At 60.1% G+C, this 26,077-nt stretch carries 22 protein-coding genes and 2 rRNA genes (1 of these 24 running past the window's edge); 11 read left to right on the top strand and 13 right to left on the bottom strand.

The window, feature by feature from the left end; translation table 11 throughout:
• Both AC0L37_RS14975 and rrf read left to right on the top strand, forming a co-directional pair.
• Positions 1-512, top strand: a 23S ribosomal RNA gene (locus tag AC0L37_RS14975) (it extends 2,208 nt beyond the left edge of the window).
• A gap of 129 nt (positions 513-641) precedes the next feature.
• Positions 642-757, top strand: a 5S ribosomal RNA gene (gene rrf, locus AC0L37_RS14970).
• A 204-nt stretch (positions 758-961) separates the two neighbouring features.
• Here rrf and AC0L37_RS14965 read toward each other — a convergent pair.
• The 4 genes from AC0L37_RS14965 to AC0L37_RS14950 form a co-directional block, all read right to left on the bottom strand.
• Positions 962-3,640: a PAS domain S-box protein gene (locus AC0L37_RS14965; protein ID WP_282222805.1), complete on the bottom strand. Its 2,679-nt coding sequence runs from the start codon at positions 3,638-3,640 to the stop codon at positions 962-964.
• A 10-nt stretch (positions 3,641-3,650) separates the two neighbouring features.
• Entirely contained in the window at positions 3,651-4,445 is a 795-nt protein-coding gene (locus tag AC0L37_RS14960; RefSeq protein ID WP_282222806.1) for an alpha/beta fold hydrolase, read from the bottom strand.
• A gap of 197 nt (positions 4,446-4,642) precedes the next feature.
• Positions 4,643-5,812, bottom strand: coding sequence for a hypothetical protein (locus AC0L37_RS14955; protein ID WP_282222807.1), 1,170 nt, complete (start codon positions 5,810-5,812; stop codon positions 4,643-4,645).
• 16 nt (positions 5,813-5,828) lie between these two features.
• Entirely contained in the window at positions 5,829-6,800 is a 972-nt protein-coding gene (locus AC0L37_RS14950) for an aldo/keto reductase (RefSeq protein WP_282222808.1), read from the bottom strand.
• Positions 6,801-7,089: 289 nt separating this feature from the next.
• Here AC0L37_RS14950 and AC0L37_RS14945 point away from each other — a divergent pair, with 289 nt between their 5' ends.
• From AC0L37_RS14945 to AC0L37_RS14905, 9 genes are all read left to right on the top strand, one after another.
• Positions 7,090-8,064: a GntR family transcriptional regulator gene (locus tag AC0L37_RS14945; RefSeq protein ID WP_282222809.1), complete on the top strand. Its 975-nt coding sequence runs from the start codon at positions 7,090-7,092 to the stop codon at positions 8,062-8,064.
• Between the two features lie 23 nt (positions 8,065-8,087).
• Entirely contained in the window at positions 8,088-9,626 is a 1,539-nt protein-coding gene (locus AC0L37_RS14940) for an ABC transporter substrate-binding protein (protein ID WP_282222810.1), read from the top strand.
• A gap of 71 nt (positions 9,627-9,697) precedes the next feature.
• Positions 9,698-10,873 carry a M24 family metallopeptidase gene (locus tag AC0L37_RS14935; protein WP_282222811.1) on the top strand — a complete coding sequence of 392 codons (1,176 nt, stop codon included), beginning with the start codon at positions 9,698-9,700 and terminating at the stop codon, positions 10,871-10,873.
• 70 nt (positions 10,874-10,943) lie between these two features.
• Positions 10,944-11,924: an ABC transporter permease gene (locus AC0L37_RS14930; protein WP_282222812.1), complete on the top strand. Its 981-nt coding sequence runs from the start codon at positions 10,944-10,946 to the stop codon at positions 11,922-11,924.
• A 5-nt stretch (positions 11,925-11,929) separates the two neighbouring features.
• Positions 11,930-12,787 carry an ABC transporter permease gene (locus AC0L37_RS14925; protein ID WP_269367903.1) on the top strand — a complete coding sequence of 286 codons (858 nt, stop codon included), beginning with the start codon at positions 11,930-11,932 and terminating at the stop codon, positions 12,785-12,787.
• 12 nt (positions 12,788-12,799) lie between these two features.
• Positions 12,800-13,744, top strand: a complete 945-nt coding sequence (locus AC0L37_RS14920) for a succinylglutamate desuccinylase/aspartoacylase family protein (RefSeq protein WP_282222813.1) — start codon at positions 12,800-12,802, stop codon at positions 13,742-13,744.
• A 52-nt stretch (positions 13,745-13,796) separates the two neighbouring features.
• Entirely contained in the window at positions 13,797-14,801 is a 1,005-nt protein-coding gene (locus AC0L37_RS14915; RefSeq protein ID WP_282222814.1) for an ABC transporter ATP-binding protein, read from the top strand.
• The gene (locus AC0L37_RS14910) at positions 14,791-15,765 is read left to right on the top strand and encodes an ABC transporter ATP-binding protein (RefSeq protein ID WP_282222815.1); all 975 of its coding nucleotides are present in this window, start codon (positions 14,791-14,793) and stop codon (positions 15,763-15,765) included. Before AC0L37_RS14915 ends, AC0L37_RS14910 begins: the two co-directional genes overlap by 11 nt.
• A 16-nt stretch (positions 15,766-15,781) precedes the next feature.
• Positions 15,782-17,017 carry a metal-dependent hydrolase family protein gene (locus tag AC0L37_RS14905; protein ID WP_473313223.1) on the top strand — a complete coding sequence of 412 codons (1,236 nt, stop codon included), beginning with the start codon at positions 15,782-15,784 and terminating at the stop codon, positions 17,015-17,017.
• A gap of 11 nt (positions 17,018-17,028) precedes the next feature.
• On the opposite strand, the gene AC0L37_RS14900 is transcribed toward AC0L37_RS14905, so the two are convergent.
• From AC0L37_RS14900 to AC0L37_RS14860, 9 genes are all read right to left on the bottom strand, one after another.
• Positions 17,029-17,949 carry a LysR family transcriptional regulator gene (locus AC0L37_RS14900; protein WP_282222816.1) on the bottom strand — a complete coding sequence of 307 codons (921 nt, stop codon included), beginning with the start codon at positions 17,947-17,949 and terminating at the stop codon, positions 17,029-17,031.
• Between the two features lie 50 nt (positions 17,950-17,999).
• Positions 18,000-19,430, bottom strand: a complete 1,431-nt coding sequence (locus AC0L37_RS14895; RefSeq protein WP_282222817.1) for an aminobutyraldehyde dehydrogenase — start codon at positions 19,428-19,430, stop codon at positions 18,000-18,002.
• Between the two features lie 22 nt (positions 19,431-19,452).
• Positions 19,453-20,496: an ABC transporter ATP-binding protein gene (locus AC0L37_RS14890; RefSeq protein WP_212659032.1), complete on the bottom strand. Its 1,044-nt coding sequence runs from the start codon at positions 20,494-20,496 to the stop codon at positions 19,453-19,455.
• 3 nt (positions 20,497-20,499) lie between these two features.
• Entirely contained in the window at positions 20,500-21,303 is an 804-nt protein-coding gene (locus tag AC0L37_RS14885) for an ABC transporter permease (protein WP_212659031.1), read from the bottom strand.
• Positions 21,296-22,117, bottom strand: a complete 822-nt coding sequence (locus tag AC0L37_RS14880) for an ABC transporter permease (RefSeq protein ID WP_212659030.1) — start codon at positions 22,115-22,117, stop codon at positions 21,296-21,298. Before AC0L37_RS14880 ends, AC0L37_RS14885 begins: the two co-directional genes overlap by 8 nt.
• Positions 22,118-22,421: 304 nt before the next feature.
• Positions 22,422-23,456, bottom strand: coding sequence for an ABC transporter substrate-binding protein (locus AC0L37_RS14875; protein WP_212659029.1), 1,035 nt, complete (start codon positions 23,454-23,456; stop codon positions 22,422-22,424).
• A 169-nt stretch (positions 23,457-23,625) separates the two neighbouring features.
• Positions 23,626-24,099 (bottom strand): DUF3830 family protein, encoded by a 474-nt coding sequence (locus AC0L37_RS14870; protein ID WP_212659028.1) that lies wholly within the window; start codon positions 24,097-24,099, stop codon positions 23,626-23,628.
• A 90-nt stretch (positions 24,100-24,189) separates the two neighbouring features.
• On the bottom strand, positions 24,190-24,942 hold the full coding sequence (locus AC0L37_RS14865) for a gamma-glutamyl-gamma-aminobutyrate hydrolase family protein (protein ID WP_282222818.1): 753 nt from the start codon (positions 24,940-24,942) through the stop codon (positions 24,190-24,192).
• Positions 24,943-25,085: 143 nt separating this feature from the next.
• Positions 25,086-25,943: a LysR substrate-binding domain-containing protein gene (locus tag AC0L37_RS14860; protein ID WP_212659217.1), complete on the bottom strand. Its 858-nt coding sequence runs from the start codon at positions 25,941-25,943 to the stop codon at positions 25,086-25,088.
• Positions 25,944-26,077 lie beyond the last annotated feature (134 nt).

The raw sequence follows: 26,077 nt of genomic DNA, 5'->3' as shown, positions 1-26,077 counted from the left end.
AAAGTCGGTCATAGTGATCCGGTGGTCCCGCGTGGAAGGGCCATCGCTCAACGAATAAAAGGTACGCTGGGGATAACAGGCTGATAATGCCCAAGAGTCCATATCGACGGCATTGTTTGGCACCTCGATGTCGGCTCATCACATCCTGGGGCTGGAGCAGGTCCCAAGGGTATGGCTGTTCGCCATTTAAAGTGGTACGTGAGCTGGGTTTAGAACGTCGTGAGACAGTTCGGTCCCTATCTGCCGTGGGTGTAGGAATATTGAGAAGAGCTGACCCTAGTACGAGAGGACCGGGTTGGACGAATCTCTGGTGGACCTGTTGTGGCGCCAGCCGCATTGCAGGGTAGCTAAATTCGGACGGGATAACTGCTGAAAGCATCTAAGCAGGAAGCCTCCTTCAAAACTAGTATTCCCTTGAGAGCCGTGGAAGACCACCACGTCGATAGGCCGGGTGTGGAAGCGTAGCAATATGTGAAGCTTACCGGTACTAATAGCTCGATTGGCTTGATCGTTCTCATTAATCTATGTCCGCATAGACTGTGAAATGATCGGCTCAGACACCAGACCAACACTCCTTGCATGGGAGAGTTGTTGGTCCAATACAAAACATAACCAGAATTCACTCATACGTTTTTCGCTGACCTTGTGGTTCTTGCGAGGAGCCCAAGACCCGATCCCATCCCGAACTCGACCGTCAAATTCCTCCGCGCCAATGGTACTAAGTCTTAAGGCTTGGGAGAGTAGGTCGCTGCAAGGTCTGCCAAAAACGTATGATCTCATTACGATGTCGAAAAAGAATAAAGAAGCCCTCACTGGAAACAGTGAGGGCTTCTTGCGTTCAAAAAAACCAAAATAACAAACAAAACAAACGCCAAGGGCTGCCGACACTGGTCGCTTCTAGAAGGGTCGTGCGCTGCCTGTGTCTGAAGGGGGCGGGCCCGATGGACGGACTGCTCTAAGCTCAGGCAACTGCCAGCGGCAGATCAATCCAGAATGTGGCGCCCTCGCCGGGCGTGCTGTCGAAGCCGATCTGACCACCCATCTGCAGGATGATCTCGCGACTGATATGCAGTCCCAGCCCGCTGCCATATTTGGACCGGGTGGCCGAGGAGTCCGCCTGGGTAAATTTGCCAAAGATCAGCGGCGCAAAAGCGGTTGAAATGCCCTGTCCGTAATCGCGGACGGCAACGCGGCACATTGTGTCGCCCGCCGTGACGGTAACGTCCACCTGCCCACCAGCAGGCGAGAACTTGGCCGCATTGGAGAGCAGATTACTCATGACCTGCTGCAGGCGCGCCGGATCGACCAACACTTCGGCCGACAAAACTTCTGCATTGGTGTTGATGCTCACCCCGAAGCGGTCTGCATAGGGCTGGTTGTTTTCAAGCGCCATCCCAATAATCGGGCCCAACGCCTCCGAGCGGAGGTCAAACGCCATCTTGCCCGAGGCAATCTTGTCGATGTCGAGCATGTCGTTGACCAGCAGGATCAGCCGCTCGCTATTCTTGTTGGCAATGTCGACCAGCTTGACAGCCTGCGGCGACAGATCGTTGGCCATGGTCCCGGCCAGCAGGCCAAGCGCTCCGCGGATCGAGGTGACGGGTGTACGCAATTCATGACTAACCGTCGAGATCAGCTCGTTCTTGACCCGCTCGACTTCGCGGCGCTCGGTGATGTCCTGTATCTGGGCTACCAGGTATTTCGTGCTGCCATCGGGATTGCGTACGGCGGCAGCGCTCAACTGGGCCCAGACCGATTGGCCGTCGCGACACAGATAGCGTTTTTCGGCCGTGTGCGTGTCAATTTCCCCCGACAGCAATTGTTGAACCACTTGCTCGCTGGCCACCCTGTCATCGGGGTGGGTGACGGCAATGAAGTCCAGACCGAGCAGTTGTTCCTCCGTATAGCCCAGCAATTGCGTCAGCACCTGATTAACCCGGACCCAGCGCCCCCCGGGGTCAAGAACCGTCATACCGATGCTGGCATGCTCCATGGCGACGCGGAAGGTCTCCTCACTGGTGCGCAGGGCTTCTTCTGCCGCTTTGCGGTCGGTAATGTCTTCTACCACGCCGAGATAACCGGTGATCTGCTCATCGGTATCGCGCAGTTGGGTGACACTCAGCCGGACGGGGAAGCGACGTCCGTCCTTGGCTATATAGGTCCAGCCTCGCGTCTCAGATCCAGTGAGATCGGCTTGGGCAATAAATGTGGCAAAGCCCGGTTCTATAGCGGTTTCTAGTTCTGCATTGATCTGCTCGGTGCGCTCAATAACCTCGCTCACATCGTGCCAGAGCCCCGGTGTATGTTTGCCAATGACGTCTTCGGCGCGATAGCCGAGGGCAGCCTCCGCTGCCGCGTTGAACATGGTCACGGTTCCGTCTGGCTTTGTGGCAATGACGATGTAACTGGTGCTGGACAATACCGCGGATTGAAGCGCGTTGGATTCCTGCTCGGCCTGGTCGCGCTGCTTGAGCGCAGTGACATCGGTGATCATCGAGTAGAACCCGCGCACCGTGCCATCGGGCCCGTGATCGGGCAGATATTCGATCCAGGCGTGGCGCGTTTCCCCGGTGGGGATCACCACGGTGCGCTCAAAGCTCTGTCGCTCGCCGCCCAGGGCAGCGACTACGTATGGCTGGTTACGCGCGAAGAGTTCTTCGCCGGCGACTTGTGCCATGGTCATGCCCACCAGCTCGGCAGGCGCATAGGGGGTCCATTCCTGGTAGGCCTGATTGGCGAAGCGGCAACATAGATCGCGATCCCAATAGCCGATCAGGCCCGGAACACTGTCGGCCAGCATGCGATAGCGCTCTTCGCTGGCTTCCAGGTCGGCCTGAGCCTGGCGCGCCTCGGTGACGTCGCGCAGGACGCCGAATATGCCCGTTGGCTGTCCGGTATTGTCAAACTCGCACAAACCATAGGCTTCGACATACCGCACGCCCTGATGCTCGCTCGGGGCCAGTCGCTTTTCAAACGCGAAGGGTTGCTTGCTGTCCATCGCCTCAGTGATGGCGGCGCGCACAGCCTCGCGGTCGTCCGCGTGATAATAATTGATGGCCTTTTCGAGATCGAGGGGTGCCGCGTCGGCGGGATCCCGCCCATGAATCGAATAGACCACCGGCGACCAGAACACCTCGCCGGTGGCCAGTTGGGCGTGCCAATGCCCTACCCGGGCAAGCTTCTCGGCGAGGTCGAGATATTCCTGCTGTCTCTCAAGCTTGGCCCGCGCCTCGAACTGCTCGCGGGCGTAAGCGCGTCGTCCCTTGACCGGGGTGAGCGAGAAGCAATGCAGGTTTTCGCCATCGCCGCCGTCGATCTGCACTGCGCCAAGCAATACGGGAAGTTTCGATCCATCCGCTGTGACGATATCAAGCTCGATCTCTTCGACTGCGCCCAACAGATGCAGCGGCGGCACAACCTGTGAGCCATAGATGTATTGCGACGGCCTGGTCAGCAGTTCTTTGAACTGTCGCGCCGGCGGTATCTTGCCATCCTGCCAGCCGACCAGCCGTGCAAATGCCCGGTTGAATTTCTGCACGAACCCCTGCCGATGGCACAGCACCATGGCTGCTGGCGCCAACTCGAACAGATCCAGCGCTGACCCTTTGTCAGTCAATGTTCCGGGGACTTCGGGATCCATCCGGCGGGCCCTACTGCGCCAGGTAATCAAGAATGGCTTTTGACACCAGGGGGGCTGAACTGATGTGAGGGCAATGCCCCTGCGCCCGCAGTAGCACCATCTGCGCATTGGGCATGGTCTGCGCCATATACGTCCCCACACTTACCGGAGCGATCGCATCGTCATCGCTCTGCAGAATCAGCGTGGGTGTATTCACATCAACCAGATCGGCCCGGTGGTCAGACAGGAATGTCGCCCGGGCGAATTGCTTGGCAATTTGCGGATCAGTCCGACAGAAGCTGGCTTCGAGTTCCTCGGCGAGCGCGGGGCGATCCGGGTTGCCCATGATGATGGGGGCCATCTGGCTGGACCAGCCCTCGTGGTTGAGCTGGAGAAATTCGAGCATGTCGTCGATATCCGACCGGTCGAAGCCGCCGACATAGTCGCCATCATTGATGAAGCTTGGTGAGGGGCCGACCATCACCAGTTTCTCGAATAGTTCCGGGCGTTTCTTGGCGGCCAGAAGCGCAATGGTGCCGCTAATGCTGTGCCCCACCACAACGACAGGGCCGAGCGCCAACTCGTCGCAAATCGCGATCAGATCGTCAGCATAGCCTTGCAGGCGGTTATATTTGTCCTTGTCATAGGCGCTCAGATCCGACCGGCCGGCGCCGATCTGATCGTACAGAACGACCTTGTGGGCCTCTTCGAAAAAGGGCGTCATCAGACGCCACATATTCTGGTCACACCCATACCCGTGCAGAAATACCATCGGTTTGGTGCCCCGTCCGCTAACAGTGACGGCGTGTCGATCAACCAGCGACATTGCGTGTCCTTTCCTAGGGCAGCGCAACTTCTACGGCGCCGGACACCCGCTCAGCGTGCCCGTTGCTTGGCCCTGAGCCTACTGTGGCACCGACCAATGAATATATTCCTTACCCGAACTAAAGAATCGCGGCGATCGCTTTCCTGCTCTTAAGTGCAAAGCACCCAGCGGTAACTGCTGGTGAGTTGCGGGACAGGTTAGCCGCCGCCCCAGTGATTGAGCAGGGTCCTGGGCGTGTGCATATTGCTATACAAATACTGCCAGAACTCCGTGCGCCGGCCGAGGGTGACGGTCTTCCACAATTCGTGCACCGCAACCTCCCCAGACCAATAGGCATACACAAAGGGGGCGCGCAGTTTGTGGCTGAGAAAGGCCAACCGGGAGCGCGTCGCGTCCGGATCCTGAAAACTGCCCTCCGCAATGATCGGCACGATTTCATCAAACGCCATGCCCATGCCATGCATCATCCAGGCGGCGTTGCAGCGCTGGGCGCTGCGCAGCCGCTGCAAGGCAACACCAAGTACGTCCTCCGGGCCATCAATCCAGTTCAAGAAGAACATGCCGTTGTCGGCTATACCTTCAAACAGCGCGCTGCTGGCCGAACTGGTGACAACCTGCGCACCATCGAGAGGCATGCTTCCCTCAGCAACATAGCGCTCGCGCAGCGCCAAATGCACCAGATGGCCAGGGAATACCTCATGGGTCGCCAAATGCTTCAGCCCAAAGCGGGTATAGGCAAAATCCAGGTTCATCAGCACTTTGCGCGATGGATAGTCGCAATAGGCCGAGAATGGCACGTTATTGACGCCGACCGGCTCCATCCACTGATCGTCCATGGGATACATGGACGCCGATGCCCGGGTGCGCGCTTCAAGCGTCAGTTCACGCATTGTCGCCAGCACAGCATCGGCCGGTACCTGCGCGCTGGTTTTCCAGCGCACCAGATCGTCGGCCAGCGTGCCACCAGCAAAGCCCAGTTCATCAAGTGCTTGCCGGATGGTAGTGCGATACCCATCCAGAATCTCGTCGCCGATCATCTGGGTATCGACACGGATCTGTCGCCTTATCCGGTCGGCAAATGTGATTGGACGTTCCTCAAAGGTCTCGATCAACGCCAGCAGGGAATCGATCATCTCCTCAAGGTAGTCTCGCCGTAGCGGGCTTTCCGCTTCGGCAGATAGCCTGCTGCGCAATGCCAGCAGCGCCGCCGTCGCTTCGGAGTAGTCTCGCAAGGAACTGGGTGTGACATCGGCCACAGCCACAGGGATGAGCCCTTCCTTGTCGAGAAAGCCATCGCTGCGAGGTGTCCGCCGATACAATGCGTCGATGCCTGCAGTCAGTTCCGCCAGTTCCTTGCCCAGTTTCATCGCAGCGGTCCTCTAGTCACTGGTGCCCGGCAATGGGCTTGGGGTGGTAAGGCGCTTCCATCAGCGCCACATCCTCGTTACTGAGTTTCACTTCCAGCGCAGCAACGGCATCATCGAACTGATGCAGCTTGGAAATACCTACGATCGGTGCAGTGATGCCGGGTCGGCTGGCGACCCAAGCGTAGGCAATCTGGGCGGGTGGACGGCCATGCCGTTCTGCCACGGCGCGGACGGCGGTTATCACTGCCTCGTCCTGCTCTTGTGAACGGTCGTAGAGTGCATTGGCGGTCTTGTCGGTCTGGGCTCGGGTTGAAGCATCCGTGCTGCGACCGGCCAGACGCCCTCGGGCGAGAGGGCTCCAAGGAATCACGCCAATGCCTTCGGCTTGGCAAAGCGGCAGCATTTCGCGCTCCTCCTCGCGATACATCAGGTTGTAGTGCGGCTGCATCGACACGAACGGCGCCCAGCCCTTGGCGCGCTGCAGACCCAGCGCCTTCATGAACTGCCAGGCATGCATGGACGAGGCACCCAGATAACGAACCTTACCGGCGCGTACGACATCATTAAGAGCGTCGAGCGTTTCTTCGAGGGGTGTTTCATAGTCGAAGCGGTGCAACTGGTAGAGATCGATATAATCCGTGCCCAGCCGCCGAAGACTACCATCGATCGCCTCAAAGATGTGCTTGCGCGAGAGGCCGCGATCATTTGGATCCTGGCTCATGGGATTGTACAGCTTGGTTGCCAGAACCAGTTTGTGGCGGGGCTGGCTGGCCAACACGCGGCCCACTACCACTTCGCTCTCACCGGCTGAATACATGTCGGCGAGATCAAAGAAGTTGATGCCCAGTTCAAGGGCCTTTTCCAGGATCGGCTGCGACTGGGTCTCATCGAGCACCCAGGGAGCCCAGTTCGGCGTGCCAAAGGTCATGCACCCCAGGGCTAGTCGTGAGACTTTCAGGCCTGTCCTGCCCAGGTTGATATAATCCATTAGTACACCTTCGTCTACTCGTTATGCGTGCTGGCACAACGTCGTTTACTCGCATCACGGCAAATATGCACGCTTGCGCCAAGAAACACGGAACTCTTCAGCTAAAATGTGCATAGTTTTTGAGCTTTGGCAAACGCTGAGTAAAAAAAGCTCACAGGGGCTTGCGTCGGCAGAGCGAGGTGTTACGGTCTAGGTGTACTGAGTGGATAGAACACATATGTTTCCCATCGACGCCAGCAGCATTGACAAGTCCTTGCCTGTTCCAGTGGGCACACAGTTGCATGGACTGTTGAGTTATACGTTGGCCTTCGGCGGGATGGCGGATGGTACCAAGCTGCCGTCCGTACGCCAGCTCGCAGCGGATCTGGGCATCGCCCCCATGACGGTCAGTCAAGTCTATCAGCAGTTGCGCGATGAAGGTCTGGTTGAGATGCGGCACGGTCTTGGTGCCTTCACCATGGGCGCGCGTCAGTCCAGCGTCAGCGAGCATCAGCCGATCAATGCGCTGCGCGCTGATATCGAAGCCATTATTGGTCGGGCCGAGTCGCTGGGCGTTTCCACGATGGCGCTGGTTTCCATGATAAGTGCACAGGCGCAACTGCGCCGACCCACAATTGGGCTGTCGACGGTCTTTGTCTGCATCTTCGAGGGTCCCGGGCGTGACTATGTCGCCCAGATCCGCCCCAGCCTTGGCGTCAATGACACGATGGCGCTGGTGACCCTGGATAGCCTGCGCGAGCCAGGTCCCGAGCGGGATGCATGTCTTGAAGCTGATCTGGTTATTACCTTCGCTCACCGTGAGGCGGAAGTGCGCGCCCTGGTCGGCATTGAGCATGTGCTGGGTCTGCGCTTTTTGCCGTCACAAGGAACCCGGCAGAATTTGGCCGGGATTGACCCGCGGGCGCGTGTGGCTGCCGTGACTCACTTTCAGGAATACATTGCCATCATGCGTCCTAGCGTGCGCGAATTCGCGCCGCACGTTTCCGACATTGTCGTGACTTGGTCCTCCGCGCCCGATCTGCGCGAGACGCTGTTGGGATGCGACGTCGTCATCTACGCCTCTGGCGCCGATCACATCATCGACCTGGTCCGGCCCAATGTGCGCTGTTTCGAATACCGTCACGCGCCGGACCCTGGTGCGCTGGAGAATATTTTCGTTCCGCATCTGGCTGAGCTTAGGCAGCAGCGGATCGCCAAGGAGTCGGGTGGAGGGGCCAAAGAGGAGATGGTCCGCCTCTCAACACGTCTAAACGCCGCTTCGTAAGAACCAATCTAGGGGAACAGGGAATGAAGAGCTTTCTTTTGACAACCAGCGCCATCGTCGCGCTGAGCTTCGGGCCGGCGCACATGGCGATGGCACAGGACATGACCGAAGTCGTGGTGGGGACGGATGTCGACGCCGGCACGCTCGACCCACGTCTTGCCCGTGACACCACCGCATCGCGCACAACCGACCTTATCTATGCCGGTCTGGTGCACATCACGCCATCGCTTGAAGCGGTTCCTGATCTTGCCGAAAGCTGGGAAAGCCCCGATCCTCAGACCGTTATCTTCAAGCTTCGGCCTGACCTGAAGTTCTCCGATGGAAGCCCGCTGACTGCCGAAGACGTGGTCTACACCTACACCACATTGATTGATCCGGATCTCAGCGCACCGTCGCGGGCGCTCTATACCCCGATCACCGCAATCGAGGCTGTCGACGCCCAGACCGTCAAGTTCAGTTTGAGCGCACCATATGCGCCGCTGCTGAGCTATCTCGACATGGGTATCGTCTCCAAGGCCCTGGTTGAGGGAGGCGCCGATCTCGCGACCAACCCGGTTGGCGCAGGCCCGATGAAGCTGGCCGCGTGGAACCGTGGTAGCGAAATCGATCTGGAAGCCAATGAGAACTACTGGCAGGGCGCACCACAGGTCGACAAGCTGACGCTCAAGATCATCGGCGACAACTCTGCCCGAGCACAGGCATTTGAAGCCGGCGATCTCGATGTCATCCAGTCGCCGCTGTCGCCACAGGATATCGAGCGTCTCGAGGCAGATGAGCGCTTCGGCAATTTCATCACTGCCGGTCTGGGCGTCACCTATCTCAACTTCAACGTCAGCGATCCTCTGCTGTCAGACGTCAAGATGCGTCAGGCCTTCGCCATGCTGGTGGACCAGGACACCATCGTCAACGACATCTACCAAGGCGTTGATGAAGTTGCGCATTCTCTGATCCTGCCGTCATCTTGGGCCTATTCGGCCGATATCTCGCAGCCAACCTATGATGTTGAGGGCGCCACGGCGCTGTTCAATGAAATGGGCTGGAGCGATAGCGATGGCGATGGTTTCCTCGACAAGGATGGCGAAGACCTCTCCATCACCCTGGCCACCCACAGTGAAGATCCTAACCGCGTGCAGTCGGTCGAATATCTGCAGGCCATCTTCGAAATGGCAGGCGTCAAGGCGACAGCCCAGATCTCCGATTGGCCTTCGTTCTCGACCAACTACGTGCAGAAGGGGCAGCACCAGATCGCGCTGCTTGGCTGGCTCAACATCGTTGATCCCGACCGCCTGCTGTTCGCGCAGCTGACCACTGGTGGCCCGACAAACTGGGGTGGCTACTCCAACGCCGAAGTTGATGAGTTGCTGCAGGCTGGCCGCTCCACGCTCGATCAGGCTGAGCGAGCCGAGAACTATCAGGCTGCGGCCAGCATTCTGGCTGAAGAGCTGCCCTACTACATTATCTCGGCCCAGGGCTATCAGATGTTCTACGCCAAGGATCTCCCCGTTGAGGTTGAGGCCACCCCGCGCGGCAATCTGCGCGGCCTGATCGGCCTGACGGACTGATGTCCTGACCACTACGGCCGGTATCGCTTGGCGATGCCGGCCGGTTTTTCCGCATATTGATGAGAGCGCAGATGGCATTTCACCAGGTCCTCGGACACGATTTTTACGCCAAGGTCCACGCCGATATCCGTACCCGGATGGCCGCTGCGGACATTGATCTTCTGCTGCTCGATTCCAATGACGACGTCATCTACACCACCGGTTTTTCGCACTACACCACCGAGCGGCCCGTGGTCTTCGCCATCACCCAGGATGGCGCGTGGCTGCTCATGCCCAAGCTCGAGCAGCTGCACGCCGTGCACCAGAATATCGCGGCTGAACCCATCGTCTATTTCGAGTTTCCTGGCGTCGACAATCCGTTTGATGTGCTGGGGCGCAACTTCCCGAAGCTGACCGGGACAGTGGCCTATAGCCACGCTATTTCGCTGGCGCGCGTCGGCCAGATCGAAGCGGCGTTTCCCAATGCGCAACGTGCTATCCCGTCCAACCTTGTCCAGCAGATGCGGCTGGTCAAATACCGCGAAGAGATCGCGCTGCACCGCGAGGCTTCGCGCATTGCCGATGCAATGGTGGTCGCCGGTGTCGGTTTGATTGCTGACGCCATGCATTCGGGCAGCGTTCTGCCCAGCGAAATCGAGATCGAGTCCTTCGTCTCGCGCCATGCCATGAAAATCATGCATGAGGAACACGCCGACCTGTTGCTGGTGCAGGGGCTGGCCAGCGGTCTGGTCTATTCCGGCGCCCGATCGGCGTTTCCGCACGGCATGCCAACCGGCAATCCGGTAAAGCGCGGCGAAAGTATCATTCTGTCGCTCGGCTGCCGCGTCGGCGGACGCGCCGCCGAAAGTGAACGCACTCTGTTCCTCGGAGAACCCAGCCCGCTCCAACAGCAACATTATGCCGTGGCCTATGAGGCCCAGCATATGGCAACCGCGGCACTGATCGCCGGTCACACCTGCGCTTCCGCCGATAATCTGGCCCTGGCCTATATCCGCGACAGCGGCATGGACGAATATCTGCTTCACCGCGTCGGCCACGGCATGGGGGTGATGTTCCACGAGCCACCCTGGGTCGAAGCGGGCGACCAGACCATTCTTGAGCCCGGCATGATCACCTCGAGTGAGCCGGCCATCTTCGTGCCGGACTTTGCCGGCTACCGCCTCGCCGACACGGTGCTGATCACCAGCGACGGTCCCGACAGCATGACCCATTATCCGCGCAAGATCGAAGACGTTGTGATCGCCTGATGACCAGCCGCCACCCATATCCGGTCCGCGTTGTCGGCTCCGGGCCGCACACAGTCTGGGAGCACACGCCATGCTTGCCTATGTAATCCGGCGCTTATTGCTGCTCATTCCCATGGCAATCGGCATGGTCGTGGTCACCTTCGGGCTCTTGCTACTGATCCCTGGTGACCCTGCAGCTGTGCTGCTTGGTCAGGACGCGACGCCTCAAGCCATTTTGAACCTGCGCAACAATCTGGGACTCAACGACCCCTGGTATGTCCGCCTGTGGGACTATTTCGCCGCGCTGCTGCAGGGCGATATGGGCCGCTCGATATTCCAGAGCCAGCCCGTGGCCGAGATCATCGCCGGCCGGTTGGGCGCCACCATTGAGCTCGCCGTGGTTTCGCTGATCCTGGCGACGTTGATCGGTCTGTCACTGGGTGTCATCGCCGCCATTCGCCAGGGCTCATGGATCGACACCGCCACCATGTTGTTTGCACAATTGGGCGTGTCTATGCCGGTCTACTGGCTGGGTTTGCTGCTGATGCTGCTGTTTGCTGTGCAACTGGGCTGGTTGCCCGCTATTGGCCGTGGCGAGCCGCTGCATGCCGCAGCCTGGGCTGCCCTTTCCGGACGGCCCGATATCCTCTGGGATTCCATTACCCATATTGGGCTGCCAGCCCTGGCGCTGGCGGCCAATTCGGCGGCGATCATCTCCCGGCTGGTGCGCGCATCCATGCTTGAAGTGCTGCGCGAGGACTTTGTGCGCACAGCCTATGCCAAGGGTCTGCGCAAGGGCCGGGTGGTGGTCCGTCATGCCCTGCGCAATGCTCTGCTGCCGGTACTCAGTGTCATCGGCCTGCGTTTCGGCGCTCTACTGGGTGGCGCGGTGCTGACTGAATCCATCTTTGCCTGGCCTGGTCTGGGCCAGCTTACCATCGCGGCCATTTCCCAGCGTGATCTGCCACTTATTCAGGGCATCGTCTTGACCTTCGCCATCGTCTACGCCCTGGTCAATCTGGTGGTCGATCTCCTCTATGCCGCGGTTGATCCGCGCATCCGGCTCGGGTGACCGCCATGCAATTGCCCAAAGCGCTCAAGAATACCTCGTTGGTGGTTGGTGCCGCGATCACCCTGGCCATCATCCTGTGCGCCATCTTTGCCCCCTATGTGGCGACCCATGGCGTCGAGCAGATGGATATGCGCAACCGCTTTGCACTGCCCACGCCCGAGCACATTTTAGGCACCGATAATTTCGGCCGCGATTTGTGGTCCCGGCTGGTTTTTGGCGCTCGCGTGTCGCTAACCATTGCCATCATCTCCGTCACCTGCGCTGCCATCATCGGCACCGTGGTTGGCGTGGTGGCCGGCTATTTCGGCGGATGGGTCGATCAGTTGCTGATGCGCGTCACCGATATTTTCCTGGGATTCCCCGCCATCGTTCTGGCGCTCGCCATTGTCGCCGTTCTTGGCCCTGGCATTCTTAACGTCTCCTTCGCCATCATCATCATTGCCTGGACCGAATATGCCCGGGTGGTGCGCGCCACCACGCTGATGCTGCGCGAGCAGAACTATGTTCAGGCAGCTCGTGCCCTGGGCGCCAGCCCGGCCCGGATCATCTTCAAGGAAATCCTGCCCAATGCGCTGGGGCCGATCATCGTGCTCTCCTCGCTGGGTTTGGGCACCGCGATCATCTCGGAATCCGCCCTGAGCTTCCTGGGCTTTGGCCTGCCACCGCCAACCCCAACCTGGGGCTGGACGCTGGCCTACGGCACCAAGTTCATGCGCGACGCACCATGGCTCTCCATCATTTCGGGCGCCACCATCATGATCACCGTGCTCGGCTTCAACCTTCTGGGCGACGGGCTCAGGGATGTTCTTGATCCACGCCAGCTTTCACGCAGCGGATCCAAGGCCGGCAAGGCCAACAACTAAAGGAAAACTCGAATGGTAAAGTCCATCAACCAGCTGCGACCCAAATTCACCACCAATGCCGATGGCAGCGATGCCGTGCTGTTCATGCACGAGCTGGTGGGCGAAGAGGACGGCCCCACCATCGGCATTTCGGCGGCGATCCACGGCAATGAAAATACCGGTTCGCAAGCCATTCTCGAGCTGTTCAACCTACTCAAGGATATGCCGATCAAGGGCCGCATCCTACTGCTGCCTGTGGCCAATCCATCAGCCTTCGCCGTCAATGAGCGCTACGCGACCATCGACAAGGTCGACCTCAACCGCCAGTTCCCCGGCAACCCCAAGGGCACCTATAGCCAGCAGCTGGCGCATGCGCTGACCCAGGAATTCTTCAACGTCATCGATGTGCATATCGATCTGCATAGCGGCACGGACCGACCGACTGTGGACTATGTCTATATCTGGAATGATGAAGGCCTCTCGCGTGCCTTTGGCTCCAAACTGCTCTATCGCCCGGTAGAGAACAAGCAAGGCACCGTGTTCGGCGGCACCACCAAGTCGGTCACGCTCGACAAGCGCAATATCCCCGTATCGGTGATCGAACTGGGCGGCGGCATTCTCGACCAGACACCCTATATCCGGCGCACGGTGGACGGTGTGCTCAACATGCTGCGCTTCAAGGGTGCCATTCCCGGTGAAATGGCGCCTCAGCCCGAGCAGATCGTGGTCAATGAACTGGCCGGTATCCGCCCCAGCCAGGGAGGCTGGCTTGAACCGCTATGCCCGGCCAATGGTGAGGTCATCAAGGGTGGTCAGCTGCTGGGTCGCGTGGTCAGCCCGTATAATTTCGAAGTGCTTGAAGAGATCATCACGCCCTTTGAAAACGGCGTGATGATCATGCAGCACCTCACTCGCAATCTGGTCCAGAGCGGCGATTACGGCTTTATGGTCGGCAATCTCGAAGGCGCTACCGACTAGCTCGAATTCGACATCGCCGCCCGGCGGCAATGTCCTGCAAGGATTGCCCACAATGACTGCTTCAACCAGTGCTGCGCATGTGCCCGTGTTCCAGGTATCCAATCTCAATATCGAGATCGACAGCGGCACCGGTCCGTTCGCTGTCGTCTCCGATATGAGCTTCACTGTCGATGCGGGTGAGACGCTGTGCATTGTTGGTGAATCGGGCTGCGGCAAGTCCATGACCGCCCTGTCGCTGCTGCGCCTGCTGCCTGAAGGAGTGCGGGTAGGCTCTGGCTCTATCAAGATCGATGGCGCAGAGTTCCTCGATATGGATCAACGTCAGATCGAGGATTTTCGCGGCGAGCAGATCGCCATGATCTTCCAGGAGCCACTGACCGCGCTCAATCCGGTGCTCACCATTGGCGAGCAAATTGCCGAAGCAGTGCGTCAACACCGTCACTGTTCGCGCCAGCGGGCCAAGGCCCGCGCCATCGAGGCCCTGCAACTGGTGCAGATGCCAGATCCGGAACGGCGCGCCGTTCAGTTTCCGCACGAGTTGTCGGGCGGCATGCGGCAGCGCGCCATGATCGCTTTGGCACTGGCATGTGATCCCAAGATCATCATTGCCGACGAACCGACCACAGCGCTTGATGTAACCATTCAGGCGCAAATTCTGGGCCTGATCTCGGACCTGCAAAAACGTCTCGGAACGGCGCAAATCCTGATCACCCATGATCTTGGTGTGGTCTCCGAAGTCGCTGACCGGGTCATAGTCATGTATGCGGGCCGCAAGGTCGAGGAAGCCAGCATTTACGAACTGTTCGACCATCCGCTCCATCCCTACACGATTGGGCTGATGGGAGCGGTGCCGCGAGGTGGCGCCTCCGCTCAGGCCGGGGATCGTCTCGCCGATATCGCCGGCACCGTGCCGGCGCTCTGGAATCTGCCCAAGGGTTGTGCCTTTGCACCGCGCTGCCCCAATGCCGCGCCGCGCTGCCTTGAAGAGCGTCCGCCCTTTGAAGAAAAACGTCCCGGCCATTGGGCCGCTTGCTGGGAGCACGACGATGCGGCCTGATGGCACACCGCTGCTGAGCGTCGACAATCTCGAAGTCCATTTCCCCATTCGCGCTGGCGTGCTGCAACGCCAGGTCGGGGCGGTAAAAGCCGTCGATGGCGTCAGCTTTACGCTTGGGCGGGGCGAAACCCTTAGTCTTGTGGGGGAGAGCGGGTGCGGCAAGTCCACCACGGGTCTGGCCCTGATGGGGCTGGTCAAGCCGACCGGCGGCCGTGTCAATTTCGACGGTCAGGAAATCCGCTCTTTTAACAGCTCAGCGCTCAAGGCCTATCGCCGCCGCATGCAGATTGTCTTCCAGGACCCGTTTTCCTCGCTCAATCCGCGCCAGCGCGTGCGCGACATTATCCGCGCGCCGCTCGATATTCATGCCATAGGCACCAAGACCGACCGGCGCGCGCGTGTTGCAGAACTGATGGAGCGCGTCGGCCTGCGACCAGATCAGGCGGAAAATTTCCCGCACCAGTTTTCCGGTGGTCAACGTCAGCGGATCGGTATTGCGCGCGCCTTGGCGCTCAGCCCCGACGTCATCGTTTGCGACGAGCCGGTTTCGGCACTTGATGTTTCCGTTCAGGCTCAAATCCTCAATCTGCTCGGCGATCTGCAGCGCGATCTGGGCGTGTCTTATCTCGCCGTGTCCCATGATCTAGGCGTGGTCGAGTATATCTCGCACCGGGTGGCGGTAATGTATCTGGGCCGCATCGTGGAGATCGCGCCCAAGACCGATATTTTCGCAAGCCCCACCCATCCCTATACCGAGTTGCTGATGCGCTCGGCGCCGTCGCATGATCCGCGTCAGCGCCATCAGTTCAGCGCTACCAGCGACGACATCCCCAGCGCCACGCGCAAGCCCGGTGGCTGCCCTTTTCATACCCGCTGTCCGCTGGCGAGCGATACCTGCAAGCGCGTTGACCCCGAACTGACCGCCCGTGCCGATGGCCGGCTGGTTGCCTGCCACAATAAGTAACCCGACTGGGACCTCCATGACATCAAGCTATCTTTTTACCGGCGGCCGCGTGCTGGATGCCGAAGCGGGCGTGCTACGCGATGGCCTCGATGTGCTGGTGACCGATGACACGATTGCGGCAGTGGGAGCGGGATTGTCGGTGCCACCCCAGACGACCGAAATTGCGCTGGGCGGCCGCACCGTCATGCCCGGTTTGATCGACTGTCACGTCCATGTGGTTGCTGAAACGCTCGATCTTTGGTCCAACATGACCGCCCCGGCCTCGCTGTCCGCCCTGCGCTCGGCGAGGGTGATGAACGAGGCTTTGCTGCGCGGCTTTACCACCCTGCGTGATCTTGGGGGAGCCGATCATGGACTGGTTCGCGCGGTGGCCGAGGGCATCATTTCGGGCCCCCGTCTGGTGATCTGCGGCAAGGGCCTGACCACGACGGGTGGACATGCCGATTTGCGTAACCGCAGCGATGACCGTCCCGGCCTGTTTTCCGATCGCCTCGGTTCGATGGGCCTGATCGTTGATGGTGTCGACAATGTCCGCGCCGCTTGCCGCACCATGATCAAGGAGGGTGCCGCCTTCATCAAGGTCATGGCCAATGGCGGGGTATCTTCACCCAATGACCCAATCCACTCCATCCAGTATTCCCGCGACGAAATCGCGGCAATGGTCGAGGAAGCCGACAATGCCGGGCTCTATGTGGCCGCCCATGTCTATACCGACAAATCCATCCGTCGCTGCGTGGAACTCGGTGTGCATTCACTTGAGCACTGCAATCTGATTGAACCGGAAAGCGCGCGTCTGGCAGCGCAAAAAGGGTGCATCGCCGTGCCTACTCTGGTGGCCTACGATGCTTTGGCACTTGAGGGTGAAATGCTGGGCCTGGGTGCCGCCGAATTTGCCAAGATAGAAACTGTCCGCAGCGGTGGGCTGCGCTCGCTCGAAATCATGCGCGATGCCGGTTTGCCCATGGCGTTCGGTTCAGACTTGCTTGGCGAATTGCGCAAGTATCACTGCATGGAATTCGAAATCCTTGCCAAGGTGCTCACTCCAGCCGAGATCATTCGTTCGGCCACCACAGTTGGTGCAAAACTGTGCCGTCTGGAAGGCCAGGTTGGCGTTATTGCCCAAGGTGCGTTCGCCGATTTGCTGGTGCTGGACGGAGACCCGCTTAGCGATATCAGTCTGTTGCAGGGCGATGGCGTGCACATGCCCGTCATTATGAATAATGGCCGCTTTGCGAAGTGCACCCTGCACTGAGTCGTAAAGGCCTAATCCACCCAGGCCATGCTGGGGTCCACTGTCGCACAGTAAAGCGCGGCGCTGACATGGGCCTGTTCGACCACGCGGCGGATCAGATCGCGTTCGCTGATCGCCTGATAAGTGCCGATAATGGGCATGGCGGGAAAATGCTTGGTCACCCGGATCGGGTGCAACAGTCCCATCTTGAGCTCGCGCTTGATGGTGACGCTGGGAATGGCGCCGACGCCAAAGCCGTCAATGAGCAGATTGATGATCGAGTATAGCGAATTGGAGCTCGTCAGCTTGCTGGCCAGTACCTGCTCGTCCTGGAAATAGGGCGCGATCATACGGTAGGGCGGGGTGTCCTTTGGGAAGGTGATGATCGGCAGGCTTGCCAGATCGTCAACGCTATAGGTGCGGTCCGGATTGATGATCTTGGGCGATCCCGCCCATGTCATCTGCAGCACGCAGGACGTGAAGCTGCGGAAATTGTCGCCAATGGCCGGATCGAGCGCAAAGATCACATCGAACTCGCCCTTGTTCATCCCGTCGATCAGGCTTTTGGTGCCTTCAACCGTCAGCTCGATCTTCAGCGTTGGCGCCGCTTCGTGCAACGCTTCGACAAAGGGCGTCATCCAGGTCGAGGACACCGAGTCGATTGCCCCGATCCGCACCACCTTGGGCGCCAGACTGGCCTCGTCGGTCAGTTCATGCTTGAGCCCGTCATAGGCACTCAGGATCGACTGGAAGGTTTCCAGCACACGCTGTCCGCTGGGGGTCAGCGAGAAATTGCGCCCACTGCGGTGCATGAGACGGCAGCCAAACTCCTCCTCCATCGCCGCAAGACGAATGGAAATTGCTGGCTGCGTCGTATGCAGTTCTTCGGCGGCACGGCCAAAATGGCGGTGCCGCGCCAAGGCGACAAAGGTGGTCATGTCGAGGATGCGCATGGCGCTTCCTCTATCAGATTTACCCATCCATGCGCGCCTTTTTCCGCGTGCTAGGACGCAACCATGATGTGACGTACCTGCGTGTAGTCCATCAGAGACTGCATGGAGAGATCGGAGCCATAGCCCGAATTCTTCATGCCCCCATGCGGCATTTCAGTGGCGAACACGCCATGGGTATTCACCCAGGTAATGCCGTATTGCAGCGCATTGGCGATATTCATTGCCTGCACACCGTCGCGCGACCACACCGATGAAGCCAGACCGTATTCGGAGGCATTGGCCCATTCCAGCGCCGTGGCTGGTTCGTCGAATGCGGTGATGGTCAGCACCGGTCCAAACACTTCCTTCTGCACGATTTCAGCCTCGATCGGCGCCGCTACCAGCGTTGGCTGGTAGTAATAACCTGGCTGATCCGGTGTCGCGCCGCCAGCCACGATATCAGCGCCATCGGCGCGCGCCCGCTCAACAAAGCCGGCGACCCGGTCGCGCTGCGATCCGGTGATCAAGGGGCCGAATTCGACGTCGTCGCGCTCGGGCGCGCCATAGACCAGCGAGCCGATCATGCCTGAGAGCCTGTCGGTCACTTCCTGGGCGATCGACTTGTCGACAAAGATCCGGCAGGCCGCCGTGCAGTCCTGTCCGGCATTGTAGAAGCTGGCCTCGCGCAGCGTCTCCACCAGCGTGTCGATATCGGCATCGGCACACACGATCAGCGGGGCCTTGCCACCCAGTTCAAGATGGGTGCGCTTGATGCTTTCTCCGGCGGCTGCCTTGAGCACGGCGCGTCCGGTACGCACATCGCCTGTCAGCGAGATCATGCGCACCAGCGGATGGGTGATCAGTGTCTGGCCCACTTCAGGGCCGTCACCACACACCACATTGACCACGCCCGGCGGCAGGAATTCGGCCAGGATCGACGCCAGAAACAACAGGCTCAGCGGAGTGTTTTCCGATGGCTTGATCACCACGGCATTGCCGGCGGCGACGGCTGGCGCGATTTTCCAGGCGGCCATCAGCAGTGGATAATTCCACGGGGCGATCGAGGCAATCACGCCCAGCGGATCGCGGCGCATCATGCTGGTGTGCCGGCTCGAGCGGAAACCGTTCGCTGCTGTCCCCGGCACATTGCGCACCGCGGTGCCGAAGAACCGGAACACGTCGGCTACATTGGCCAGTTCGCCCGCCTGCACATAGCGCCAGGGCTTGCCGGCATTGACCGATTCCACATCGGCCAGACTGTGCGAGCGCGCCTCAATAGCGTCGGCAATGCGCAGCAGCGCCAGACTGCGCTCCTTGGGCGTGGTCTGGCTCCATTTCGCAAAGGCTGCATGGGCGCTGGTGACAGCCGCATCGACCTGGGCGCGGTCCGCCGACGCTACTTCAGCGAGCACCTTGCCGGTCGCGGGTTCATGGCTCGCCAATGCCGGGCCCTGGCCCTGGACATAGTCGCCATTGATAAAGAGGCGTGTTTCAAAACTCATGATGCAAATTCCGATACAGGGGTCAGTCGGCGATCACGCGGATGCGTGCCGGATCAATGGTCAGTGCAATTTCCTGGCCATTGGCGAAGTCGAGATCATTGGCGGTCAGGGCGCGCAGCGGATGGCCCGCCAGTGTCATGACGTAGCGATTGCGCGCGCCCAGGAACACGCGGGTGCGCACCTTGGCCTTGGGGCCGGTGCCCTCTGCGCTCAGTGTCAGGTCTTCCTGTCGCAGCGCCAGGGTGGCCTTGCCGCGGATGGGCTCGTTGGGATCGAGCACCAGCATCTGACCGTCCTCAAGCTTGGCAACCGGGCCCTTCGGGCCATCGGTGATTTCGGCGGGTACCAGATTGGCCGACCCGATGAAGTTTGAGGCAAAGCTGGTGGCGGGCTGGTTGTAAATTTCGTCTGGCGTGCCCTGTTGTTCCACCCGCCCCGCATTGAGCAGAACGATCCGATCCGACAGACTCAGCGCTTCTTCCTGATCATGGGTCACAAAGATCGTCGTCAGCCCCAGCCGCTGATGGATTTCGATCAGTTCCACCTGCATGTCTTCGCGCAGCCGGGCGTCAAGATTGCTCAATGGTTCATCGAGCAACAGCACCTTGGGCTGGGAGACGATGGCACGCGCCAGCGCCACACGCTGCTGCTGCCCGCCCGAGAGCTGGCGCGGCTTGCGTTCGCCCAGATGGCCCAACTGCACGGTTTCGAGTGCGGCGGCGACCTTTTCCTGCTGCTCCTCGCGGCTGCCAATGCCGCGCATGCGCAGCGGGAAACGCACGTTCTCGCTCACGCTGAGATGCGGCAGCAACGCATAGGATTGAAACATCATGGAGATGTCGCGCTGTTCGGGCGGCAGGGTCGTGACGTCGCGGCCATCGATTTCGATGCCCCCAGCGGTGACGCTTTCCAGCCCGGCGACCATGCGCAGCAGTGTGGTCTTGCCACAGCCCGAGGCGCCCAGCAGCGAGATGAACTCACCCGAGGCGATATCGAGCGAGATGCCGTGCAACACCTGGGTCTTGGCGAAGGATTTGCGGATATTGGTCAGTCGAACATTGGCCATGGGTCAGGCACTCGCAAAACGGGTGAGGCCCAGCATCCTGTCGATCACGAAGATCAGCACAATGGTCAAGGCAATCATGATGGTGGACACGGCGGCCACCGATGGGTCGGGCGAAAACTCGAGCTGGCCGTAGATCTGCACGGGCAGGGTAGTCAGCGTTGGCCCCCGCAGGAACAGCGACAGCACGGCTTCATCAAACGAGATGTTGAAGGCGAAGAACGCCCCCGCGGCCAGCCCCGGAATACACTGGGGCACCACCACGAACCACAGCCGCTGCAGACGGTTCGCACCCATGGTGCGTGCGGCTTCTTCGAGATAGGGGTCGGATTCCGCGAGCACGGCCAGCGTGGTGCGTACTACATAGGGCAGGGCAATCGCCGTATGGCTGAGCGCCAGCGTCAGCGGCGTGACCGGTCCGAACACCGAGCTCCAGAACATCAGCATGCCGATGGCGTAGATGATGGTGGGCAGCACCAGCGGCGACAGGAACACTGTGGCCAGCACATCCGAGAACGGCAATTGCCGGCGATGGATAGCGATCGCCGCCGCGCCGCCAATGGCGGTAGCCATCAGGGTGACCAGCAAGGCGATCTGGATGCTGATCCAGGCTGCGTTGAGATAGGCGTTGGACGACAACACTTCCTGATACCAGCGCAGGCTCAGCCCATTGGGCGGGAACGCGATGAACTGACTTTCCGATACGGACACCCCGATCACCACGATCAGCGGCGCCAGCAGGATAAGCGCGGTCAGCGCGACGAAGACAATGCCGACAATATGCAGCCAGCCCGGAACAGCCCTAACCATGCTTGGCTCCCGTGAGTTTGATATAGGGCACCAGCACCAGCAGGATGCCAACGAACAGGATGACGGCCTGCGCCGCCGCAAAGGGCCAGTCGGGCGTCGCCGTCACAGACTTGTAAATCGAGGCGGCCAGCACCTGAATGCGCGTGCCACCGAGCAGGTTGGGCGTGACGAACGAGCTGGCCGATAGCGTAAAGCAAAGCAGCGACCCGGCAACAATACCGGGCAGGGCCAGCGGCAGCACTACCGTGCGGATCGTCTGCAGGAAGGAGCATCCCATGGTGCGCGCGGCCTCTTCGAGTCGCCCGTCAATGCGGGTGAGTACGCCCAGAATGGACAGTGTCATGAATGGCAGCAGCACTTGCACCATGCCGATCACGATGGCGGCCTCAGTCTGCATCAGCGCAAAGGTGCGGCCCACCAGGCCCATATCACGCAACATTTCGGGGATCATCCCGCTGCGGCTGAGCAGGACCATCCAGCCAAAAGTGCGCACCACCACACTGGTCATCAGCGGCAGGATCACGATCACCACCAGCCACAGCCGTAGCTTGGGACCAACCTTGGTCATGATATAGGCCAACGGAAAACCGATCAGCGCGCAGATCACGGTGATCAGCAGCGACAGTCTCACCGTGCGCCACAGAATATTGAGATAGTAAGGGTCGGACAGGAAACGCACGAAATGCGCCAGAGTAGGGCCTTCAGGGCCCGAAATGCTCAGCAGCAACATCTGGGCGATCGGCAGGAAGAAGGCGAGCCCCAGCAGCAGAATTCCGGGCAAGGCCAGCAGCAGGTTCTCTGTGCGGTCGTTCATGCGTTGCGTCTTCCTTGCTCCACGCAGCCCGGCGAAATCGGGCATTCCATCTATGTGTAGACTTTATGGCGCGCGAGTCGAACAATGAGATTGCGCCCATTTTTGTCCAGGTCGCCGCCAGGCCAAAGATTGCTGAAAAAGGTGGCCTCTCCATCTTGGGCTGGAGAGGCCTGCAGTCCGGGCGGCAAAGGAGTGGCGCGTCCGGACCGCTATCATGGTCTCCCTGGGGGAGGTCGGTTCTGCCCTGTTCTGACTGCGCCCAGGGGCAAGTTGGAACAGAGCAGAGCCTTGCAGATCGACCGCCTTAGCGAGCGATAGTCTTGTTCCACTCTTCAACCCAGGCGGTGCGATTGGCTTCGATCACGGCGGGATCAAAGCGGATGAGACCGGCAACCCCTTCTTCGCCATAGGCGACGTCGGCAGCGACTTCAGCGCTCAGTTCGGCCTTGGAGTTGGTGGGCGAGTAGCGCAGTGCCTCGGCAAAGCATTCCTGTGCCTCTGGCGAGATCGACATGTCGACGAACTTCAGCGCCAGATCGGTGTTGGGACGACCGGCCACGACATTGGTGGTGATGTAGCTGGCTGGTGTACCTTCAGCACCCTGTGCGAAACCCGACGGCAGGCCGGCCTTGCGCAGCGTGAACGCATAATCCGAAGCGTAAGGGGCAATCCACGCGTCGTTCTGCGCGAATTCCTGCTGGATTTCGGGCGAGGTCGACACGATCAGCGCGCCCGCTTCAAGCAGCTTGGCAACCGCATCAAGGCCGGGCTGGATGTTGTTCAGATCGCCGCCCTGCGACTGGTTCAGCATCAGGAAGCCGAGCATGCCATAGCCATTGGAGATGTCGGTGAGAACCAGATGTTCGCTGTATTCGGGGTTGAGCAGATCGGCCCACTGGGTCGGCGCTGGCGAGACAGCGTCGGTGTTGTAGATCAGGCCGATCGCCGCAATCGAATAGGCCGGACCTTCACCCTTGGCCAGATTGGCCTTTGCGAAGTCATACACGTCTGCTGCATTGGTCAGGCTTGCCGCATCGATTGGTGCCAGCAGCCCCTCAGCTGCGCCGACGATTTCCTGGCCACCAGAGAAGTGGATCACGTCAAACTGCGGCGCATCCTTCTGGGCGCGCAACTGGGCAAAGGCATCTGCCGAGTAAGCGGTGACCACATTGACGCTCACACCAGTCTCTTCTTCGAACGGGGTGATGATGCAGGCGCGATGGGCCGTCTCATAGGCGCCACCGAACGAGTTGATCGTGAAGGTGGTGTCCTGCGCGAAGGCGGTGGTGCTGAGCAGAGCCGAAAGGCTCAGAACGGTTGTACCGAGAATAGCTTTCATTGGTCGTCTCCCTTTGCTGAAATGATTGCGACAGCGCCAGTACTGCGTGTGTCCGGCGTTGGAGTGGACCTCATCCCGAGTCCGTCGAGGGACGAGGTCGTTGCATTGTGGCCCGAAGACGCAACCGGTGACGCAACAGCCGTCACGTGGTCAATTTGGGCCAGTGTCTCTACAGGCGGCCCAGCTCAACGGTCTTGGCGCCCTCGATACGGATCAGGCGGCACTGCTCCGCCACGGCATCCAGATTTTCGGTCATCTTGCCGAAATAGGTGCAGGGAATCCAACCCGTGGGGCCAAAGGTGCGGCCGCCGACGCCATAGAACATGCCGATTTCCCAGAACTCGCTGGGATCAATCTTGAAGAAGTTCTTGGGCTGATAGAACCACAGCAGTTCGCCCGGCTCGGGCAGCACTGTCTGGTTTTCCGGTGGCAGGGCGGTTGGATCGAAATTGCGGTGGGTCTCAGGCAGGCCCATCATGATTTCGGGACCCGAAAAGATGGCGTGGGTCGCATCCCACTGGATCGGCGTTTCCAGCGCGTTCCACAGGGCTTCACAGGTCTTGGGCGCGTTATCCCAATAAAGCGTGATGATACCCTGAACGTTGGCTTCGACGAATTTGAGATAGAATTTCTTGTCGGTCATGGATCGCCATAAGTTGGTTTGCTCCAACAATCAAAGGCCTTCCAGCGCCGCTGTCCAATTCCTATTCAAAATTCAGCCTATAATGAATTCTTATCGCGCTGTGGCGTCGCGCGCGATTTCGCCCAGCGCCTGCCAGAATGCCAGATCGTGCAACCGGGTCTCTGGTTGCCACTCCGGATGCCATTGCACCGCCAGGATTTTCGTCGATCCCTCGACCGAGGAAACTGCTTCCACTACGCCATCTTCAGCACGCGCGTTGACCACCAGTCCCGCGCCCAGTGCCCCGATCGCCTGGAAGTGAACGCTGTTGATGGTGAGCGTCGGCTCGCCAGTAATGGCGGCCAGGGGCGTGTCCGCCACCACGTCGATCGGGTGGCTGTGTCCAAACATCTGCTCAAGCGACGCATCGTCTGGGGCGTGGTGCGTTAATTCAGGTGGCTCTGCGCCATCCCGCTGGTCCACCAGTGTACCGCCCAGAGCCACATTGATTTCCTGCAGTCCCCGGCAAATCCCGAACACCGGTTTGCCCGCAGCCACCGCTGCCTTGATCAGCAAGGCCGACATCGTATCACGCCCCGGATCGTATGGCGCACGCCCGCTCGCGGCGCCATAATGGTGCGGTTCAATATTCGAGTTGCTGCCGGTCAGCAGAATGGCGTCAAGCCGCGCGAGCATTGCGTCCGCATCGTCTCGCGTTGTGATGGCAGGGCAGATCAGGGGAACCGCATCAGCATGCTTGGCGAGGGCATCCACATAGCGGGTTTTGACGATATAGGCGTCTTCGCCCTCGACGGTGCGGGTGCAGGAAATGACCCCGATAACGGGTTTGCGGGTGCTGGGCATGATGGGACGCGTGTTGTTGACAAAAGGCCCCATTAAAGTCGGGTTGCTCCCCTGTCGCGTCAAGCCGGACAATTGTCAAAAACGCTCTGGACAGCCGTGCTGCGCGGCCCACAATCATGCGCGCTCGCGTATGTGCGCAACGCTCACTCGCGCGGCAGGTTGTCCTCGAGCCAACGCTCGAACCGGGTCAGCGTAGGGTCACCCAGACGCTGCGGTGCCGCCACCAGATAATAGCCACCCAGCCGCACTTTGCTGTCGAGGATTTCCACCAGCCGGCCATTGTCGATCTCGCTGCCAGCCGTCAGTCGGGTCACCAGCGCAATACCCTGACCCGCCAGTGCGGCGTCAAAGCCCAGATTGGCATCCCACAGGCGCGGCCCACGCAATTGCGCGCTCAGCCGGGTGCCCATCGCCTCAAACCAGTCCGTCCATTGCTGGCGGCTTTCCTCGTGGATCAGGGGGGCCTGTGCCAAGGCTGAAAGATCCGCTGGTGCGCCGTTGCGGGCAATCCATGCCGGACTGGCAACCGGAAACATGCGCGGCAGGATCAGCCGTCGGGCGCCAGTCGGCAGATCATCAAACCGGCCGAACCCGATCATCAGATCGGCTTCGTGCGCGGCAAAGTCGGGCAGGCGATCAATCGCCCGCAGACTGATCTCCACCGATCCCATTGCCGCTTCGATATCCGATAGACGCGGCGTCAACCAGCGTGTGGCCAGTCCCGGCATGCACCAGATACGCAGACCGGCGCGCGGCGAGGCGGGGCGCAGTTCGGCCGTGGTGTTGGCAATAATCCGGAAGGCTCGGGTAACAGACGCGACCAGCGTTTCACCCGCTGCTGTCAGCACCACCCCGCGCGGCGTCGCCGTCACCAGTTTCTGGTCCATCCAGTGTTCGAGATTGCGCACATGGCGGCTCACCACCGTATGGCTGACGCCAATATCGTCCGCCGCCTTGCGCATGCTGCCCATTCGCGCCACCGCTTCGAAGGCGCGCAGCATGATCAATGGGGGAGGTTGGGTCCGTCAGCACTCATGAGTGGAAGCTTTAATGCACCACTGTATGCAAATCAATCTGCTACGGGTGTGATGCTGCGCACGGTAACAATGGGGGATCATATCTTGCTCCCAGAGTG

The organism is Devosia sp. J2-20, from assembly GCF_055808475.1.
The sequence above is the reverse complement of the archived record's forward strand: the minus strand, read 5'-3'. Positions and strand labels throughout refer to the sequence as shown.